Origin of the sequence: Desulfotalea psychrophila LSv54 (assembly GCF_000025945.1) — a bacterium.
In the GTDB taxonomy this organism is placed as follows: domain Bacteria; phylum Desulfobacterota; class Desulfobulbia; order Desulfobulbales; family Desulfocapsaceae; genus Desulfotalea; species Desulfotalea psychrophila.
Window position 1 is genome coordinate 39,288 of the sequence record NC_006138.1, and the last position, 19,164, is coordinate 58,451.

General features: G+C 44.5%; 14 protein-coding genes. All 14 read right to left on the reverse strand.

Features of this window, described 5'->3' with window-relative positions:
- On the reverse strand, positions 1 to 1,545 hold the full coding sequence (locus tag DP_RS00175; RefSeq protein ID WP_011187284.1) for an oligosaccharide flippase family protein: 1,545 nt from the start codon (positions 1,543 to 1,545) through the stop codon (positions 1 to 3).
- Positions 1,523 to 2,050 carry a GNAT family N-acetyltransferase gene (locus DP_RS00180; protein ID WP_011187285.1) on the reverse strand — a complete coding sequence of 176 codons (528 nt, stop codon included), beginning with the start codon at positions 2,048 to 2,050 and terminating at the stop codon, positions 1,523 to 1,525. Before DP_RS00180 ends, DP_RS00175 begins: the two co-directional genes overlap by 23 nt.
- Entirely contained in the window at positions 2,047 to 3,018 is a 972-nt protein-coding gene (locus tag DP_RS00185) for a hypothetical protein (RefSeq protein WP_041277417.1), read from the reverse strand. Before DP_RS00185 ends, DP_RS00180 begins: the two co-directional genes overlap by 4 nt.
- Positions 3,019 to 3,025: 7 nt before the next feature.
- A complete protein-coding gene (locus DP_RS00190) occupies positions 3,026 to 3,715 on the reverse strand; it encodes a WbqC family protein (protein WP_011187287.1) in 690 nt (229 codons plus the stop codon).
- Between the two features lie 2 nt (positions 3,716 to 3,717).
- Positions 3,718 to 4,824 carry a DegT/DnrJ/EryC1/StrS family aminotransferase gene (locus DP_RS00195; RefSeq protein ID WP_011187288.1) on the reverse strand — a complete coding sequence of 369 codons (1,107 nt, stop codon included), beginning with the start codon at positions 4,822 to 4,824 and terminating at the stop codon, positions 3,718 to 3,720.
- A complete protein-coding gene (gene rfbA, locus DP_RS00200; protein ID WP_011187289.1) occupies positions 4,821 to 5,702 on the reverse strand; it encodes a glucose-1-phosphate thymidylyltransferase RfbA in 882 nt (293 codons plus the stop codon). The genes DP_RS00195 and rfbA overlap by 4 nt, the downstream gene beginning before the upstream one ends.
- Positions 5,702 to 6,760: a dTDP-glucose 4,6-dehydratase gene (rfbB, locus tag DP_RS00205; protein WP_041278134.1), complete on the reverse strand. Its 1,059-nt coding sequence runs from the start codon at positions 6,758 to 6,760 to the stop codon at positions 5,702 to 5,704. Before rfbB ends, rfbA begins: the two co-directional genes overlap by 1 nt.
- A gap of 16 nt (positions 6,761 to 6,776) precedes the next feature.
- Positions 6,777 to 7,814, reverse strand: coding sequence for an NAD-dependent epimerase/dehydratase family protein (locus DP_RS00210; protein WP_011187291.1), 1,038 nt, complete (start codon positions 7,812 to 7,814; stop codon positions 6,777 to 6,779).
- Positions 7,815 to 7,822: 8 nt separating this feature from the next.
- Positions 7,823 to 9,103, reverse strand: a complete 1,281-nt coding sequence (tviB, locus tag DP_RS00215; RefSeq protein ID WP_011187292.1) for a Vi polysaccharide biosynthesis UDP-N-acetylglucosamine C-6 dehydrogenase TviB — start codon at positions 9,101 to 9,103, stop codon at positions 7,823 to 7,825.
- A gap of 45 nt (positions 9,104 to 9,148) precedes the next feature.
- Positions 9,149 to 11,149, reverse strand: a complete 2,001-nt coding sequence (locus DP_RS00220) for a polysaccharide biosynthesis protein (protein ID WP_156792160.1) — start codon at positions 11,147 to 11,149, stop codon at positions 9,149 to 9,151.
- 790 nt (positions 11,150 to 11,939) lie between these two features.
- Positions 11,940 to 12,311: a GxxExxY protein gene (locus tag DP_RS00225; protein ID WP_041278135.1), complete on the reverse strand. Its 372-nt coding sequence runs from the start codon at positions 12,309 to 12,311 to the stop codon at positions 11,940 to 11,942.
- A 1,540-nt stretch (positions 12,312 to 13,851) separates the two neighbouring features.
- Positions 13,852 to 14,919: an LPS O-antigen chain length determinant protein WzzB gene (locus DP_RS00230; RefSeq protein WP_041277418.1), complete on the reverse strand. Its 1,068-nt coding sequence runs from the start codon at positions 14,917 to 14,919 to the stop codon at positions 13,852 to 13,854.
- Between the two features lie 855 nt (positions 14,920 to 15,774).
- Entirely contained in the window at positions 15,775 to 17,079 is a 1,305-nt protein-coding gene (locus DP_RS00235) for a Wzz/FepE/Etk N-terminal domain-containing protein (protein WP_041277419.1), read from the reverse strand.
- Between the two features lie 519 nt (positions 17,080 to 17,598).
- Entirely contained in the window at positions 17,599 to 19,143 is a 1,545-nt protein-coding gene (locus DP_RS00240; protein WP_041277420.1) for a hypothetical protein, read from the reverse strand.
- Positions 19,144 to 19,164: the final 21 nt, after the last annotated feature.

Consider the following 19,164-nt stretch of genomic DNA (forward strand, 5'->3'; position numbering starts at 1 on the left):
CTATCCATCACTCTTTAGCTTTAACTTAATGGCATTACGCAAACTTGACGACAACATCATGGATATCGACAAGGCGGTCAAGCCAACACTTGCTACATAAAAAAACATTACCCAACGGTTATCACTCTCAATAGGCAACCACAGTGTTGACAGTCCCACTAGAAAAGCTGGCATATAAATAGCTAAACCATCTTTTAACAACCACTCAAGATGAAGCCCTGGTTCAAGCTTATGGTGCACATAGGCGGTCCAAGTTAATAAATATAAAAAATTAATTATCATCCAAACATAACCAGCACCGACACCACCGTAATGGGAGGCGGCAAAGATAATAGCAGGTATCAAGAAAATAACCATGATTACATTACCAATAAGGTGGTAACGAAGATTCCCCTTAGCATACTGCAGATAGTACGGGAAAGCTGACACCGCAAGAAAGCCATTGCCTACTGCATATAATCGCAATATAGGAGATGCATTAATAGCAAGCCCTCTATCACCTGTCCAGGCGACCAGCAAAGGTTCGGCGCAGAAGGCAATGGTAATCGCGGCCGAACCGGCAATCACACTTACCAGTTGAGTAGCGTTGCGATAAACCTGAATTAATTCTTCGTGTTTACCTTCGGCATGTAGCCTAGCCATACGTGGCATAATCGCGCTGCTAATAGGGCCGCTTATTACCATAATGCCCCCCGCTACCAATACTGCAAGGGTAAAGTAACCGTATTCCGCTAAGGGTAGAATACCAGAGAGGATCAGTTTATCTGTCTGGGTAACCAGCACCCATACTGATGAGGTGAAGGCAATGGTTAAGGCAAATTTCAATACCGGTTTTACAGGATTGAATGACCAGCCGATCGATTGTGGCAATTGGCTAGCTGACGGCAACAACCTGCCACTCATCAGCCATAATCCTGTCACCTCAAACACTGCAACCAACAGCTGATGGACAAAAAAGACAACGGGCGTAAAACCATAAATCCACATGCTGAGGAATACGGCAATAAAACGCAGGGTGGCGACCAACGCATTAAAACAACTTAGCCAGACCAATCGCTCAGAGCCCGTTATCACCCCTCGGTATAAGCCACCCATCCAACGCAGGGCTACACTGATAGCCATAATTTCGACCGCCAAGACCACTTCGCTCAAGGGCAAGCTAGTCACTTTAAGCCAACGAGTGGCAACAAACTCTGAGAATAGCCATAGTCCACCTCCACCCGAGATAGCAATACCTGCAAAAATCAGACTAAGGGCCCGAAATAGTTGGCGATAGGCTAGCGCCGACATAGAGCCGCCGTGATAACGCGCGGTTTCGCGACCAATAGTCGGAGTTAAGCCCAAATCAAGCAAGGAAAACCAGGCTTGCAGCATGGTAAAAAAGCCTACAAGCCCATAGGCCTCTGCACCCATATATTTAATATACAAGGGAAGAATAAGGATTCCAACACCAGTCACATAAACCTGACTAATATAGTTGGCAATAATATTTTTTTTAAGAGACAAAGATACTTTTACAAAGTTAATTTGATAAGGAGAATTCATTTTTAAGGATAGACATCTGAATCATATTCATATATTTTCCCTCCTTAAAAACTGCTTGTCGATGCTTACCTTCTTCAGAAAATCCTACCTTTTTGTAAAGCGCACGTGCAGCTTCATTTTCTTCCAAGACAGTCAGATAAACTCGATTTAGATTTAAATCCAGAAAAGCATGTTTAAGCGCACCTTCAGTGGCAAAAGTACCAACGCCATTACCTCTAAATTCAACATCACCAATCCAAATTGCAAATTCACAACTCCGAGAAATCCAATCGATTGATAATAAGTAAACCGCACCAATTATGTCATTACTGCCATGTTGACATACCGCTAGGCGCACACAGTTAGATCTATTTGAAAAATAGTTATCCAACCAAGCAGAATCAATACTTTCATCAATATATCTAAAAGGTGCCCCCAGTAAACTGATCAAATCATTATTATTCCGCCACTCATTAATCGTTTTTTGGTCCTGCCTAGATATCTCTCTGAGATAAAAATCTCTCATATCCCTATCCTATTCATCACAGACAATATTATTCTAATTTCCTCAAGAGCGTAACGCTGATCACATGGTAACGGGACCAACATATTCACCAGTTTCTGTTCAAAACAGCCATCTTCAACTTTATCAATACATTCCGCCCAGTATGTTGAAATAAAAACTCTACTTTTAATTAATATATCTTTAAGGCCTTCTTGAGCATACAGGAATGGATAGACCATTGGCCCATCGACAAACGACAAATTTATATTTATTTTATTGCTACCGCCAAGGATACTATGGATATATAAAAAATTTTCATTCCTTGCAGTTCTAACAGCATCATAATCAACAACTGACAGGAGCCTTTCTGTCAACTTGGACATTTTTTTAGGCACGAAATCCATCAAAGTTTTTTCTGCCAACTGATAATCTAAATATCCAAATTCTGCTGAATCTGCAAGTCGTTTTAATAAATGAATAGATCGTTTAATCGAGTCTTCGTCAATTTCTTCTGGTTCTACCATAGATACGTTCGTTACCAAAAAACCACCATCAGGCACACCAAAAAATTTTCTTGGTGAATATATTGTTGCCAAACAATCCAAAGGTGCTTGAAAGAATGCCTGTGAATGATCGAAGACAATCTGATCAGAGTTATATTTCTCAAGTATCTTTAATTGCTGCTTTCCGCAGACACCAAAGTAATTAACATATAATAACAAATCATTCTCTTGAAGTTTCAAGTCTTCTTTAATTGAAAAATCATCGTTCAAAGAATAAAAAGAAACTTCGACACCCGCCTTATGCACTGGAGCCAACATTGCATCGCAAATATAAAGAGGCATCCAAATCCTCCGTGGATTCACGTATAGTATCAATGCATAAAATGCAGATCGAGCAGATTGATACCTCAAAGCCTGTGGGTACAGGCTTTGTTTAGCCACTGGAAGCTCAAGTTCAAAATAACCACCTATAGCTTCAGAATTCATCACAATCTCATACCATTTTATATGATTTTAGCATTTCAACAACTCTCTCTTTTTTGCACCACATTAACACGTCAATCATAGAAAGATACGGGACAAACTTATTATTTGCCTGTGTATAGCTAACTTCATCCATTTTAATAAATGACAGTTCAATACCGTTAGATTGAAAATAATCTTTATTATAAAGGCTCTGCCCACCTATACTATTTATATATTTATTTGCCCCAAAACGACGTGTTATATCTATCAGTCTATCCGCTGCAGACAAGCTATGATCATAGTCAAGTTCACTTGATTTAATTATTTCTTTTTCTACCCCTAAATAAGCAAACACTTGCGAGAGGCTCTGTTTACAAACTTCAGCTAGAGACCTGTCCTCATAAGTCAGAATCGCTTCTACAATCGGGAAAATTTCGTTGAAAAAAAGTGCTTTTGAATATGACTGTTGAATAGTCGACAACACCTTTTTGACATCACTTGAAAAAGACAGTTCTTTAATTTTTTTGTTTGAGGATGCACCCGGCACAGGCACTGTAAACCGCTGAGACTGACCTTTAACGAGAATATTATTCCTATTAATGTAACCGCCTTTTATATAATTAACATCATCATAAACAACAAATTTATCCGCACAGTTGACTAACTGATAGTAACCAAAATATGGGAAGAGATAAGGCTGCATAACAGCTATAACCATTTCTACACCTTCTTAAAAAAACTAACAACTCGTTGCAAACCATTTAAGTCAAGAGTCGGATAAATAGGCAAGCACAAAACCTTACTTGCTACCTCTGTTGCGACAGAAAGGTTCTCTTTCTTACTTGAAGGTTCCCCCCTATACATAGGAAAATCACTCATCAGCGGATAAAAATAACGCCTGGCATAGATATTATTATCTTTAAGTTTCTGATACAACACATCACGCGTAAGCGGATACTCTTCCTCCACCAAAACGGGAAAATATGAGTAATTTTGTTTCAGTGCTGAAGAAGATGGGACGGTAATTCCCTTCACATCCCTTAATTGTTCGCGATAATACTCATCAACCAAGCTACGTTGTTTTATTGCTTCATCAATATAATTAAGCTGCACCAGACCAAAGGCACCATTAACCTCACTCATCTTGCCATTGATACCTGCAAGAGCCACCGTTGTCTCATCGACAAAGCCAAAGTTTTTCAGCTGATCAATACGCTGCTTAATCTCAGCATTTTTACAGACAATGGCTCCCCCCTCAAAGGTATTAAAGACCTTGGTGGCGTGAAAGCTCAACACACTAAGATCACCGTGGCGTAGTATGCTGCCACCCTTATCCTGCACGGCAAAGGCATGGGCTGCATCGTAAATAACTTTTAACTTATGCCTCTGAGCAATCTCATTAATGGCTTTCACATCACAAGGATTGCCATAGCAGTGCACGGGCATAATAGCAGTCGTCGCTGGAGTGATCGCCGCTTCAACCTTAGCAGGATCGAGGTTTAGAGTCTCAGAATCAATATCGACAAAAACAGGTTTAAGCCCATTCCAGACAATTGAGTTAGCCGTTGCAACAAAGGAGTAGGGGGTCGTAATTACCTCACCAGTAATTCCTAGTGCTTGAAGCGCAGTGATAAGCGCAATTGTTCCGTTATTAAACAAACAGATGTGCTCAACCCCAAGATAATCACAGAGGGCCTGCTCAAAACGTTGATGCATAGGGCCACAATTTGACAAGATCTTACTCTCCCAAATTTCCTTGAGCAGAGGGGTGAACTCTTCTAAGGGTGGTAAAAAAGGTTGCGTTACATAGATATTTTTCTCTTTCATTTTGCCTCCGCAATAAGGGTAAGAAGATATTTTCCATAACAGCCCTTGCTCAATCTCTGACCTACCTCCCGCACAGACTCAATAGAGAGCCAACCATTGTTGTAGGCTATCTCCTCCAAACAGGCCACCTTATAGCCCTGACGCTTCTCTATTGTCTCCACAAACTGGGCTGCTTCAAGCAGGCTCTCATGGGTTCCCGTATCAAGCCAGGCAAAACCACGACCCAATAACTGAACATTCAGATCATTCAGGGCCAGATAAGCATTGTTGACCGAGGTTATTTCCAGCTCTCCACGGGAGGAGGGCTTAACCTCTTTCGCTATCTTAACCACCCTGTTGTCATAAAAATAGAGTCCTGTCACCGCATAGTTTGACTTAGGCTGAGCTGGTTTCTCCTCAATGGATCGTACCCGTCTCTCCTCGTCAAATTCAACTATGCCAAAGCGTGCCGGGTCTTTCACCTGGTAGGCAAAGACGGTGGCCCCTCTGCCAGACTGGGCTGTGACAACAGCCTGTTGCAACATGGGGGAAAAGCCTTGGCCATAATAGACGTTGTCACCGAGGATGAGACAGACATCATCATCACCAATAAACTCTTCACCCAGGATAAAGGCCTGAGCCAAGCCATCGGGGCTTGGTTGCACCACATAGGAGAGATCAACACCAAACTGACTTCCATCTCCCAGGAGACGTTGAAAACTGGCAAGGTCCTCAGGGGTGGTAATGATCAAAATCTCCCGAATACCAGCGAGCATAAGCACCGAAAGGGGATAATAGATCATGGGCTTATCGTAGATAGGAAGGAGTTGTTTTGAGACACCCATGGTAATGGGGTAGAGACGCGTTCCTGAACCGCCTGCTAAAATAATACCTTTCATTATGCTCTTACTCCTAAACGCTGACGATTATAGGAGCCATCAAGCACTCTGCTCCACCATCCTTTATTATCAAGATACCACTGAACTGTTTTACGGATGCCAGACTCAAATGTCTCCTGGGGTCGCCAACCGAGCTCCCGTTCTATCTTGCCTGCATCAATGGCATAGCGCAGATCATGGCCGGGACGGTCAGCAACATGGCTTATCAAATCTCTGTAGGAGCTACCCTCTTCACCAGGAACCATTTCCTGCAAAACATCACAGAGAGTATGAACAACCTCCAGATTACTCTTTTCGTTATGCCCCCCGATATTATAGGTCTCTCCAATTTTCCCCTGCCGAAGCACGAGAAGAAGAGCACGGGCGTGATCCTCGACATGAAGCCAATCTCGGATTTGCTGCCCATTACCATAGATAGGTAGAGCTTTGCCTTCCAGGGCATTGAGGATCATGAGAGGAATGAGTTTCTCAGGGAATTGGTAGGGACCATAATTGTTAGAGCAGTTGGTGATAATAGTTGGAAAACCGTAGGTCCGTTGCCATGCTCTAACCAGATGGTCACTGGCTGCCTTGGAGGCTGAGTATGGACTGCTTGGCGCATAGGAGGTCTCTTCGGTAAAGAATTCCTCAGGATCTGCAAGATCTCCATAGACCTCATCGGTTGAGACATGGTGAAAGCGAAAACACTCTCTCCTCTCTTCAGGTAGAGCAGACCAATATTTTTGAGCCACCTGTAAAATGGTGGAGGTACCCACAATATTGGTCTCTACAAAGGTTGCCGGGCCATCTATGGAGCGATCGACATGACTCTCGGCGGCCAGATGCATAACAGCATCGGGCTGGTGGATAGCAAAAACACGTACCAACTCTTCACGGTCACAGATATCCACCTGCTCAAAGAGGTAATGCTCATTCCCGGCAACACCCTCTAGGGACTCAAGATTACCCGCATAGGTGAGTTTATCGAGATTAACGACACTGTCATCCGTATTTTCTAGTATATGGCGAATAACCGCAGATCCTATAAAACCTGCACCGCCTGTTACTAATATTTTCATAGCCCTCTGAGACATTTTATTTATGCCCGGAGACGGAAAGACTCTGCACATACCAGCCCATAGCCTTCTCTATTCCCGCACCAATTTTATACTGTGGACTATATCCCAAAAGCCTTTTTATCTTAGTGGTATCTGCCTGAGAATGCCGCACATCACCTGCACGAAAGTCACGATAGCTCGGATCTAGGTTATAGACTATGCCATGATCTGCAAGATTATGCTTTATGAGGTTGAACAGTTCATTGAGTGTTGTCCTATCGCCAACGGCAACATTGTAGACATTGTCCCTAGCCTCTTCTGTCGCTGTTGCAGCAAGGATATTTGCCTGTACTGCATTCTCTATAAAGCAAAAATCACGGCTGGTCTCTCCATCACCATTGATAAAAACAGTTTCATCATTAATCATGGCCGCAGTCCAGAGGGGAATGACAGCCGCATAGGCACCATTGGGATCCTGACGTTTACCCAGAATATTAAAGTAGCGAAGACCTATGGTCTTAAAACTATAGGTTCTGGCAAAGACAGAGGCGTAGAGCTCATTGACATATTTGGTTACAGCATAGGGAGAGAGGGGATTACCTATATTCTCCTCTACCTTAGGCAGGGCTGGGTGGTCACCATAGGTAGAGCTGGAGGCGGCATAGGTAAAGCTTTTCACCTCAGCATCACGAGCCGCCACAAGCATATTCAAAAACCCACTGATATTGGTATTGTTGGTGGTAATCGGGTCAACAATGGAACGAGGCACAGAACCAAGAGCTGCCTGCTGGAGCACATAGTCAACGCCCTGACAGGCTTCTTGGCAGGCATCAAGACTACAAATATCCCCTTCAATAAAACGAAAGTTTTGCCATTGAGCATCTGTCACCGCCCCTTCAACTTCATCAAGGTTATGCTGGTATCCTGTAACAAAATTATCGAGACCCACAACTTTTTGCCCCAGGCCAAGAAGAGTCTCTAAAAGGTTAGAGCCAATAAATCCTGCAACACCTGTGATAAGCCAGGTCTTGGGGCTATCTTTTAATTCCTGTTGTACCTCTTGGTATCTTGTCATTCCTACACCTATAGCCTTATATCAACAACTGCCCTGGGCAGTATATATTTAAGATCGTATACAACTGATTTTTCCCTCAGCAAATCTTGTAAACCGGACTCTCCAAGGGCTACAAACTCATTATGAGCTACAGCCACAACTACGGCATCATACTTATTTTGCCCTGGTTTTTCTACAGGAGAAATGCCATACTCTTTTTCCGCCTCAATCTTAGAAACCCAAGGGTCATAGACATCTACCTGGATATTATACTGGGCGAGCTCCGAGATAATATCCACCACCTTGGTATTGCGCAGATCAGGACAGTTTTCCTTAAAGGTGAGACCAAGAAGGAGGACATTGGCACCTTCCACCTGAATTCGTTTCTTGATAAGCGCCTTTACAAGCTGCGAGGCAACATAGCTTCCCATATTATCATTGATGCGACGCCCTGAGAGAATCACCTCTGGATGGTAACCCACGGATTGGGCCTTATGGGTGAGATAGTATGGGTCAACCCCGATGCAGTGTCCCCCCACCAGACCCGGTCTAAAGGGAAGGAAGTTCCACTTTGTTCCTGCTGCCTCTAAAACTTCTTCGGTATCAATACCAAGTTTATTAAAGATGATGGCAAGCTCATTGATAAGGGCAATATTCAAATCCCGTTGCGTATTTTCAATCACCTTAGCAGCCTCAGCCACCCGAATAGAAGAGGCCTTATGGGTTCCCGCTATAATAATTGAAGAGTAGAGTTCATCCACAAAGTCGGCTATCTGCTCAGTAGAGCCCGAGGTAACCTTTTTGATCATGGTCACGCTATGCTCTTTATCGCCGGGATTAATACGCTCTGGGCTATACCCCGCAAAAAAATCTTTATTATAGGAGAGACCTGAAACACGCTCTAAAACAGGCACACAGTTCTCTTCGGTGGCACCAGGGTAGACAGTGGACTCATATATGACAATATCACCCTTGGAGAGAACTTGGCCCAAACTCTCTGAAGCCTTTACCAGGGGAGAGAGGTCTGGACATTTATGCTCATCAATGGGGGTCGGCACAGTGACAATATAGACATTACAGTCCCGCAGATCTTCAAGGTTTGTAGAATACTGTAACTCACTGGCCTTACTCAACTCTTCTGCTGAACATTCCAGGGTGAAGTCGCTACCAGCGACAAGATCACGGACACGGCTCTCATTTAGGTCAAAGCCAATCGTCGAGATTTTTTTACCAAACTCAACAGCCAGGGGTAAACCGACATAGCCAAGACCAACAATACCAATTTTAGTAGTATCAAGCGAATATTCCATACACTGCCTTTTTCATAAATTTCTTATAATTTTTCGGATAATAGACTACAGCGCCACCTTAACCAAAGCCTCGTTGACCTTGACCATCTCGGCATATTCGGGCATGAGCACCTTTAATAAATCGCGGACCCGATCGCCATCAAAGGCCCGAGCCTCCTGTCTCAGCTCCATGACAATGGCAATGGCCTCGCTGTCGGTGAGGACCTTCTCTCCGGCCAGGACCATGATCTTGTCATGGCCGGTCTCGACAATGCCCTCGCCTTCGGTGATAAGCTCTTCATAGAGTTTTTCCCCTTCACGCAGACCACTGTACTCTATTTTTATATCCTGGTCCGGCACTAAACCTGCGAGGGCGATAAGGTTACGGGCAAGATCGGCGATAAGCACCGGTTTACCCATCTTGAGGAGAAATATCTCCCCACCTTCGCCCATGGAAGCAGCCTGAAGGATGAGCTGGGCGGCCTCTTCAATGGACATGAAGTAACGGGTAATCTTAGGGTGAGTTACCGTAACGGGTCCACCGCGCTGGATCTGGCGGGTAAAGAGGGGAATGACCGAGCCGGAAGAGCCGAGGACATTGCCAAAGCGTACCGCCATAAAGATGGTATTATGCTCTATCGACCTATCCTTTATAATCCTCTGCCAGATCGGGGAAAGATTTCCCTGCCAGTTCCTTTTCCGGTAGGCGGACATGAGGAGCTCTGTCATCCGTTTGGAGGCACCCATGACATTGGTGGGGCGCACAGCCTTATCGGTGGAAACCACCACAAAACGTTCTACCCCGTAGACGATGGCAGCCTCCATCAGGAGTTGGCTAGAGACAATATTATTGTCCACCGCCTGCCAGGCGTTATTTTCCACCAGGGGTACATGTTTATAGGCGGCTGCATGGAAGATCACCTGAGGCTTATGCTGCTCAAAAACATTGATCAGCAGCTTATGGTCCTGGACCTTACCGAGAACGGGCACAATATTATCCAGATCATACTCGTGCAGGAGTTCCATCTGAATATTATAGAGGTTCTCTTCACAGGCTTCAAAGATGATGATCTTGGCCGGGGCAAAGGTAGTTACCTGACGGACAAGTTCGGAGCCAATGGAGCCACCTCCACCGGTGATGAGGATGTTTTTCCCGGCCAGACAGGAGCCGATCTCGTCTGTTTCCAGCTTTATCTCGGCCCGGCCCAGTAGATCCCGATAGGAGATATCACGAATATCAGAGAGATTGGCATGGCCATCAATAATTTCGCCAAAGCTGGGGATAATCTTATAGGGCAGGCCTGTTTTCTGGCAGAGAGAGGCTATCCGTTGCATCTCCTCGCCAGTCAGCGATGCGATGGCAATGAGGAGCTCCTCAGCCTTGGTCTGCTGAGCACACTCGCCCACAAAGTCCACTCCACCCCAGATGGGGATGTTGTGAATACGCAGACCCCGCTTAGAGGGATCATCATCTACAAAGCCAACGATATCATAGCAGAGCTTGCTGTTTTCTCTGATCTCCCGCACCGTCTTCTCGGCAGCACTGCCGGCCCCAACAATGAGGAGCTTTTTACAGCTGTTGAAATAGGCCCTGCGACCAGTTTTATCCACCACATGGCGCAGGATAAAACGAATACCCACCCGGACCCCACAGACAAGGAGAAAGGTGAGGATGGCATCAAGGACCAGAACACTTCGGGAAAACTGCATGCTGGTATCGAGGAGGAAGAGGATACCGACAATAGTCAGTGAAGAGGTAAGGACGGCCTTGATGATATTAAGCAGGTCCCTAAAGCTGGTATAGCGCCACATGCCACTGTAGAGGCCAAAGGCATAAAAGATTGGCAGGCGAACGAGGAAAATAAAGGGGATAAATACCAAAAAATGAGAGACATCTCCCGGCTGTTGCTGAAAGTCAAAGCGGATAAGATGGGCCAGGAAGTGGGCCAGGACAATAGAGAGACAATCGGCAAGGACCAGAAACCAGGCATTTCTCTGCGAGAAACGTCTCCTGAGGAGGAGGAACTGGTGACGCAAAAAAACTGCTATGCCGAGAATCTTTTTCATCCGATTTTTTTCCTTTACCTGCAGAAACACAAGAATATTATTAGATAGAACCTGCACTGTTATAGGGAAGATCGTTGGGGATTGCAAGAGGAAAAAAGCAAAAAAACAACTACAGTTAACCACAGAGGAAGAAGAGAACACGGAGAAGGACTTTTTTAATTAAACTGCTTAAATAAAAACAACACCAACCAAAGGCAGAAAGAACAGCAGCAAGCGTAGCGACGTGGCGAGGACGGCTAACCACAGAGTAGGGGAGGACACTGATCCCTTTTAGGTAAAGGACAGGGATTAAAAGTTAACCACTGCTTAAGAGAACACAGAGAAGGACTTTTTTAATTAAACTGCTTAAATAAAAACAACACCAACCAAAGGCAGAAAAAGACAACTACAGTTAACCACTGCTTATGAGTACACTGATCTTTTTTAGGTAAAGGACAGGGACTAAAAGTTAACCACTGCTCTGGAGTACACTGATCCCTTTTAGGTTTAAAAGACCCTTATAGTTAGGTTTTCCCATTGCATCGATTGCAAGGCCTAAACTCACAACCAATGTTCCCAAAAGAACTAGCCTTTTAAGCTTTACGCTTTTTAAATAATTTCCTCTGCGATCTCTGTGGTTAACAGTTTTTTTCTGCTTTTCTCGCTTTTAGGTCGTGGTTTTTTACCCAAAAATCCTCTGTGTGCTCCGTGATCTCTGTGGTTAACTTCTTTTTTCTGCTTTTTCTCGCTGTTCCTCTCGCCTTTCGCCACTTCGCTGCTATCTTTTAGGCAGTGGTTGATGCAGTTGTCTTTACAAAACAAGACGTCGAACGCCATCCACCAAGCGAAGCACATTAAAATTGATCAATAATCCAGTATCTACCCCAGCAAGCTTCATATAGGTCAACACCTGAGCAGTATGAAGTGGCAATAAGGTATCAACCACCTTTAGTTCAACAATGAGTTCATCTGCGACAAGAAGATCAATACGATATCCCGCATCAATTTCAATATCCTTATACCGGATGGGCAATACAACCTGAGTACGCACAAAAATATTAAGACACTGCAATTCGTACAACAAACAGCGTTCATAACTAGATTCGAGTAAACCCGGACCAAGCTGACGATGAACTTCTATAGCACAACCAATCACTGCACCTGTCAACTCTTTAGAATCCATAACATCCTCTATATTTTTGGTCCCAATAATTAAAAACAAAGAAAATTTAACCACAAAAAGAACAGCAAGGACAAAAAGCAAAAGTTAACCACTGCTCTGGAGAACACAGAGAAGGACTTTTAATTAAAAAGCAGAAAACCTTAAAAATTTTAAACTACTAAGAAAAGACCCAGCCCCTCCATCAGTAGTTCACAAAAAATAAGGACAAAAAGAAAAAGTTAACCACAGAGGAGGAGGAGAACACTGATCTCTCTTTAATTAAAAAACCTAAAGCTGGAAAAAGAAGAGAATTTACGCACCTCACTCCAGTAACACAGGAGTGTTCATCTTTTAGCTTTTTAGCAGTCGCCATTCCACTACGCTCCACTGCTGCTGTTCAGTAGTTCAGCTTTTTAAATAATTTCCTCTGTGATCTCGGTTGCAGTGGTTAGTCGCTGTTGCTTTAGCTTTTCACCAAAAATCTCTGTGTTCTTGGTGTCAGTGGTTAACTTCTTTTTTCTGCTTTTTCTCGCTGTTCCTCTCGCTTTTAGGTCGTGGTTTTTTACAAAAAAAAATCTCTATATTTTTGGTTCCAGTGATTAAAAAAAGACAATAACAAAAAGAACAGCAGCAAGCGTAGCGACGTGGCGAGGACGGCTAACCACAGAGTAGGGGAGGACACTGATCCCTTTTAGGTAAAGGACAGGGATTAAAAGTTAACCACTGCTCTGGAGTACACTGATCCCTTTTAGGTAAAAAGACCCTTATAGTTAGGTTTTCCCATTGCATCGATTGCAAGGCCTAAACTCACAACCAATGTTCCCAAAAGAACTAGCCTTTTGAGCTTTACGCTTTTTAAATAATTTCCTCTGTGCTCTCTGTGGTTAACAGTTTTTTTCAGCTTTTTCTCTCGCTTTTAGGTCGTGGTTTTTTACCCAAAAATCCTCTGTGTTCTCGGTTCCAGTGGTTAGTCGCTGTGGCTTTTTAAATAATTCCCTCTGTGTACTTGGTTGCAGTGATTAAGTTGAAAAACAAATACTGCTTACCACAGAGGAAGAAGAGAGCACAGAGAAGGACTTTTAATTAAAAAGCAGAAAACCTTAAAAATTTTAAACTACTAAGAAAAGACCCAGCCCCTCCATCAGTAGTTCACAAAAAATAAGGACAAAAAGAAAAAGTTAACCACAGAGGAGGAGGAGAACACTGATCTCTCTTTAATTAAAAAACCTAAAGCTGGAAAAAGAAGAGAATTTACGCACCTCACTCCAGTAACACAGGAGTGTTCATCTTTTAGCTTTTTAGCAGTCGCCATTCCACTACGCTCCACTGCTGCTGTTCAGTAGTTCAGCTTTTTAAATAATTTCCTCTGTGTGCTCGGTTCCAGTGGTTAGTCGCTGTTGCTTTAGCTTTTCACCAAAAATCTCTGTGTTCTTGGTGTCAGTGGTTGGCGTCCTCACCACTCCGCCCTGCTCCGCTGCCGCCACTTCGCTACGCTTGCTGCTGCTTTTTAAATAATTTCCTCTGTGCTCTCTGTGCTCTCTGTGGTTGATGTGAGATTTTATTACATTGCTTCTTTACGGCGCTGAAGGGCGGTGCGGAGAAGGGCGAGGACAATGGCCAGGAAGCCGGCAAAGAGGAGTGTGGCGGCAAGAATGAGGGCCTTTTTTGGTTTTATCTTTTCCCCCTCACCCAGAGGATGGGACAGGTACTGGAATCCTTTGAGACCGGCAAGATCAGGACTAAAATTCTGCAGCTGTTGCAGACTCGACTGTAGTTGCGTCAAGCCATAGGCCAACCCAGCAGTAGCGGGCATAGAGGCTACTCCCGCATCCTGCCCCTTGCCAGCAGTTGAGTCCTTCATCGGCCCTACCTGATTCTGCAACTGGATCAAGCTTATCTGGTTTTCCACACTATCCCTATAGCCCTTGAGAATAATTTGCTGTCCCCCACTTACCTCTGTCACAACACGCTCGTTAACAAATTGCAAAAAGCCTTCAAGCTCACGGGCCAATTTCTCATCACCACCACCCCTTAGGCTAATGCCGAGCACGGTGGGATTGGTAATGGATTGATTTTTCTTACCCTGAGGAGCCAAGACCGTAACGGAGAGAGCCCCTTTGAATCTGCCTAATTCAGCCTGCAGGCCCTGCTCTGCGGAAAAGGTCTTACCTGTTTTTTTCTGGTAGGCCAACCACATATCACGGGATTTCAGGAGCTGATAGACACGGTTAAAACGGTGCTGGGCTAAGAGAGGGTTACTGCCAACAGAGGGCGTGCGCAGAACAAAGGGAAGCTCCATATTGCCATCTTCACCAATCATTTCAGAGGGAACATTCTCTAGATTTTCCAATGTATCAATCTGCTGATAGAGGGCTGGCAAGAGGGGAGAGGAGACTGCTGAAGGAATCTCTATCTCGGCCGTCACCTCATAGGTGGATGGCAGAGCGAGAAGAAGCACAAGGGCGAGGGCACCTATGACAGATACGGCTCCACCAATAAACCAGCGCTGCTGCCAGACATCGACAAGCAGGGAGAGGAGGTCGATCTCATCGTCTCGATAATTACTTACCGACAGGGGACACAGGTTAGGTGCTTGGATACTTGAACCTACAGGCCTAGCTTCACTCATTAAAATCCTCCCCAAGAAGTTCCGTACAGAAAAATAGCTTATCTCTTATGTGTATATCATTAACAGGGTGGAATACAAGAGAAAAAAAGACAAAGAACAGTTAACCACTGCTTAGGAGAACACTGATCTTTTTTAGGATAAAAGACAGGTACTAGATGCTAGCAGTGGAGCACCGCGGAATGGCGGATACTAGAAAAAGCTGACAAACAGCAGCGAGTAGCAGTGAGTGATAACGAGTGGCGTCAGCAGCGTAGCGGCGAACGAGTGGCGAGCGGAATGGCGAAAAAAGTTAACCAGTGCTCAGGAGAACACTGATCTTTTTTAGGTAAAGGACAGGGACTAAAAGTTAACCACTGCTCTGGAGTACACTGATCCCTTTTAGGTAAAAAAAACCTTATAGTTAGGTTTTCCCATTGCATCGGTTGTAAGGCCTAAACTCACAACCAATGCTCCTAAACAAGTTAGGCTTTTGAGCTTTAGGCTTTTAAAATAAATTTCCTCTGTGTCCTCGGTTCCAGTGGTTAACTGCTTTTCTCTTTTTTTTAATCTTTCAAGCAGTGGTAGTGGCAGTTTACAAAAAAAACCTCTGTGTTCTCATAAGCAGTGGTCAACTTCTTTTTTCTGCTTTTTCTCGCTGTTATTCTCGCTTTTAGGCAGTCGCCACTCCACTCTGCTTCGCTGCTGCTGTGGCAGTTTACCAAAAAACCTCTGTGAACTCGGTTCCAGTGGTTGGCGTCCTCACCACTCCGCCCTGCTCCGCTGCCGCCACTTCGCTACGCTTGCTGCTGCTTTTTAAATAATTTCCTCTGTGCTCTCTGTGCTCTCTGTGCTCTCTGTGGTTGATGTGAGATTTTATTACATTGATTCTCTTCGGCGCTGGAGGGCGGTGCGGAGAAGGGCCAGGGCAACAGCAAGAAAGCAGGAGAGTAAAACTGTGGTGGCAAGGATGAGAGCTTTTTTCGGCTTTATCTTATGCCCACTTCCCGTCGCGGCAGAATAAACCTGAAGAGCATGAACTCCCTGCAGATCATCGGTGTAAGCATCCAACTGTTGCAGGCGAGAGAGAAGTCCTGGTAGTTCAGCGATATAGGCATCATCATCCTTACGAGCCCTGAGCCCGTTAAGCTCACTACTTCCCAGTAAGAGCTCTCTCTTTTCTAGAAGGGGTTGCAGTTGCTGTGCATAAAGTTTTTTATCGGAGATCTCTCTTAAAATCTGTATACGCTTCGCCAACACCTCGGTACCCAACAAATATACAGGCATAGCGGTTTGATCAGTTACCATTACCTTGAGATTAGAAACATTTCTTTCAGAAATATTATCCATGGAGGTGGGCAACTTTATGCCAAGAGACTCTGCTATAGCATAATTTTCCTGCAAGCGAGTCAAACGAACAGCACGGGATCGTAGCACCGAGGCCTTGAGGGCTGAAATTTCCATATCAACCTGTTCAAGATCCTTTTTTTGCTGAGCCAATAGACGGGTAATTCGATTCCCGCGGTCAACTGAGGCAGCATGGCGCAACAGTCCAATCTTATTATTTATTTCTTTACCCGCTTTCTGAATAACCACCTCCATCTCTTGCTCCACATAGGCAGCAGCCTTTTTATCCACAAAGAGAACAAATCCCGTCAGTCGCTGTTCTACACTCGTATTATCTCCTCCTCCCCGATAAGAGATGCGCAGCACCGAGGGATCTGAGACAGCTTTTCCCTTGATAGGTTTTGGGGCCTGAACCTGCACAGAAAGACCAACAAACTCCCCCTGCAATCCCTGAAGTTCTTCATCGGTAAACGCCCCCTCCCTATTCCCTTGACGAAAAGTGACCCAACTATCAAAGGATTTTAAGTACTGGGAGACGATGCCAAAACGGTATGATCTAGTCAGCAAGTCCTGACCTGTAGCCACAGGCACAACCAGGGCAACACTATCGGCTTGACCTATATCCATTCTGGCCTGATAGGTCGATGGAAGGACGAGTAGCACCAGAAAAGCCACCAAGGTTACGGCCAGAACAATCTTCATAAGAAATTTTCGCTGATCCCAGATATCATGCAACAAACCGAGAAGATCTATTTCATCATTTTGAAAATAAGGCGATTGTTCTTTATCTCTTCCTCGAAATTCTCTGGCCAATAGCGCTGTCTTATCTTCTTGCATAAAATACCTTCCTTGCATGGTAATAACTCATAAGAACTACAAAATAAAAAGACAACTACAGTTAACCACTGCCTTGAGGACACGGAGAAAGACTTTTTAGGTAAACTGCTTAAAAACAGAAATAAAACCTTGAACTTTAAAATCTTTTTATCTTTAAGTTTCTTACTCCGCTTTCCTGCTGCTTTTTAAATAATTTCCTCTGTGTTCTTCAGCCAGTGGTTAATCCATTCGATTTTCTCGCTATTTCTCTCGCCTTTCGCCACTTCGCTACTACCTTTTAGGTAGTGGCTTTTTACCAAAAAATCTCTGTGTGCTTGGTTGCAGTGGTTAGCCCTTTCCTGCTGTTATATTTTCTCGCTGTTGTCGTTGCTGTTGTAGTTACTTTTCGCTTTTCGCTTTTTAAATAATTTCCTCTGTGTACCTGGTGTCAGTGGTTAACCTTTTTGGGGCAGGCACTGCGGAAAGAGAAGAGCAGGAGGCCCCTTCCCCTGTTGAGAGGGGAAGGGGCTGAGGCAAGGCCTATTTAAAGCTTTGCCCTCTTCTTCTCAGGGCAGAAAAGAGAAGGGCGGCGATAAAAATCATACCTAGTGCCAACATGCCAAAGGCTACCTCCAGTAGAATTATTTTTTTCGCTTCGTAAACCCCGGCCTGCCTCTTCTGGACTGGCCCGACAATGGTATACATCGTCTGGGATGGCTTGAGGTAGAGTTGACAAACTTCTTTATAGATAGTGCTTACTCCCTCAACTACTGCGACAAGATTCTCCTGTATTTGTAAAATATCTCCATTAACAATGGCAAATTTTTCATCTGCACTCAGGCGCTTGGCCAGGTCATTCTCCGGAGTATTCTTCATATTCTGATAAAAACTGATATCAGACTCTACCCCGGCAAGATCAGTTCCCTCGGCAATAATACGCTTCATCAAGCCCTGACGAAACTGTGCTTCGGCACTTTCGTTGGTCAACTTCACCAGGCGATCCAAAAAGGCATCGCCAATTTGCGGGATCATACTCCCCCCACTAGCAGACAGACTTGAATTGCCACCAGCTCCAGAGCGAGAACTTCTGGTTGCCCTATTTTGGATATAGGCCTCCATGGCGTCCTCAACAACCCTTATACGTTTTTCAATTTCAACTCTTTTCCGATTAAGGGCATCCAACCGATAATCAATATAGAGGAGGGCCTGGTTTTTTTCCTTGAAGACCCCAAGTCCCCAAATTTTTGCAAAGAGATTTTTAAAGGCAAACAGCTGAATATCTTTTATCTCACTCTGCAAATCGGCAATCGTTCCACGGTCGCCACGCAACAAATCAGCCCCCGGGAGTGCCTCTACCCCCTTGGCGAATCCTTCAACCCTCTGCAGCACCAAGCGGTAGCGATCGGCGATGATCATAAACTCACTCTCCGACATATCCCGTAAAATCGCACTAGAAGAGATTATTGGAATAGAGTATTGAAAAATCCCCTTACTCTCCTTCGAATAATTGGCCCACCCCTCCAATAATTGGGTCAGAACAATCTCTGCAATATCATAGGGAATGGCATCGCCAGCCATCCTCAGGAAATAGGGCGCCGAGGCCATTAAAGACCGCTTATCGGCAAGATACTCCTTATGCAAAACACCCCACTGCTCCGAGGACATTTTTTTAGAGGCTGTTGCTGCTAAAAATCGTTGTTCTAAAATGAGCATGCCCCTACTATCCTTAAGTACAGTAAGAGAGGCCTGAAAATCTTTAAAGCTGAGATATTCAGCAAGTTGTTTTTCTTCATAAACGGCCCGAAGAATAGGCGTTTCCAGCAGGTCTCTCACCTTAAAGCTCATGCCATTGGGATACTCCCCGCTAGCCGCCCCGGCAAAACTAAAATGAACAGGCAGATCAACCACGCGCATCTCTTTTTTACTGAGCAAAAAGGCTGCCGAGGAGGCCATGAGGAAAAAGAGACAGGCAATAGCAATGGTGATCCATCTGCGACAGGACCATAAGTCCCTAAATATGGTAGTTAAATCTATACAATCATCATCTGCATGCCGCACAACATCAAGGGCTTTGGACTGGTCCATAACAAAACTCCATATTAAAAA

Bases quoted from the DNA above. Each gene is read 5' to 3' on its own strand.
- DP_RS00175 (WP_011187284.1), bottom strand. From the start codon at position 1,545: ATGAATTCTCCTTATCAAATTAACTTTGTAAAAGTATCTTTGTCTCTT.
- DP_RS00180 (WP_011187285.1), bottom strand. From the start codon at position 2,050: ATGAGAGATTTTTATCTCAGAGAGATATCTAGGCAGGACCAAAAAACG.
- DP_RS00185 (WP_041277417.1), bottom strand. From the start codon at position 3,018: ATGAATTCTGAAGCTATAGGTGGTTATTTTGAACTTGAGCTTCCAGTG.
- DP_RS00190 (WP_011187287.1), bottom strand. From the start codon at position 3,715: ATGGTTATAGCTGTTATGCAGCCTTATCTCTTCCCATATTTTGGTTAC.
- DP_RS00195 (WP_011187288.1), bottom strand. From the start codon at position 4,824: ATGAAAGAGAAAAATATCTATGTAACGCAACCTTTTTTACCACCCTTA.
- rfbA (WP_011187289.1), bottom strand. From the start codon at position 5,702: ATGAAAGGTATTATTTTAGCAGGCGGTTCAGGAACGCGTCTCTACCCC.
- rfbB (WP_041278134.1), bottom strand. From the start codon at position 6,760: ATGAAAATATTAGTAACAGGCGGTGCAGGTTTTATAGGATCTGCGGTT.
- DP_RS00210 (WP_011187291.1), bottom strand. From the start codon at position 7,814: ATGACAAGATACCAAGAGGTACAACAGGAATTAAAAGATAGCCCCAAG.
- tviB (WP_011187292.1), bottom strand. From the start codon at position 9,103: ATGGAATATTCGCTTGATACTACTAAAATTGGTATTGTTGGTCTTGGC.
- DP_RS00220 (WP_156792160.1), bottom strand. From the start codon at position 11,149: ATGAAAAAGATTCTCGGCATAGCAGTTTTTTTGCGTCACCAGTTCCTC.
- DP_RS00225 (WP_041278135.1), bottom strand. From the start codon at position 12,311: ATGGATTCTAAAGAGTTGACAGGTGCAGTGATTGGTTGTGCTATAGAA.
- DP_RS00230 (WP_041277418.1), bottom strand. From the start codon at position 14,919: ATGAGTGAAGCTAGGCCTGTAGGTTCAAGTATCCAAGCACCTAACCTG.
- DP_RS00235 (WP_041277419.1), bottom strand. From the start codon at position 17,079: ATGCAAGAAGATAAGACAGCGCTATTGGCCAGAGAATTTCGAGGAAGA.
- DP_RS00240 (WP_041277420.1), bottom strand. From the start codon at position 19,143: ATGGACCAGTCCAAAGCCCTTGATGTTGTGCGGCATGCAGATGATGAT.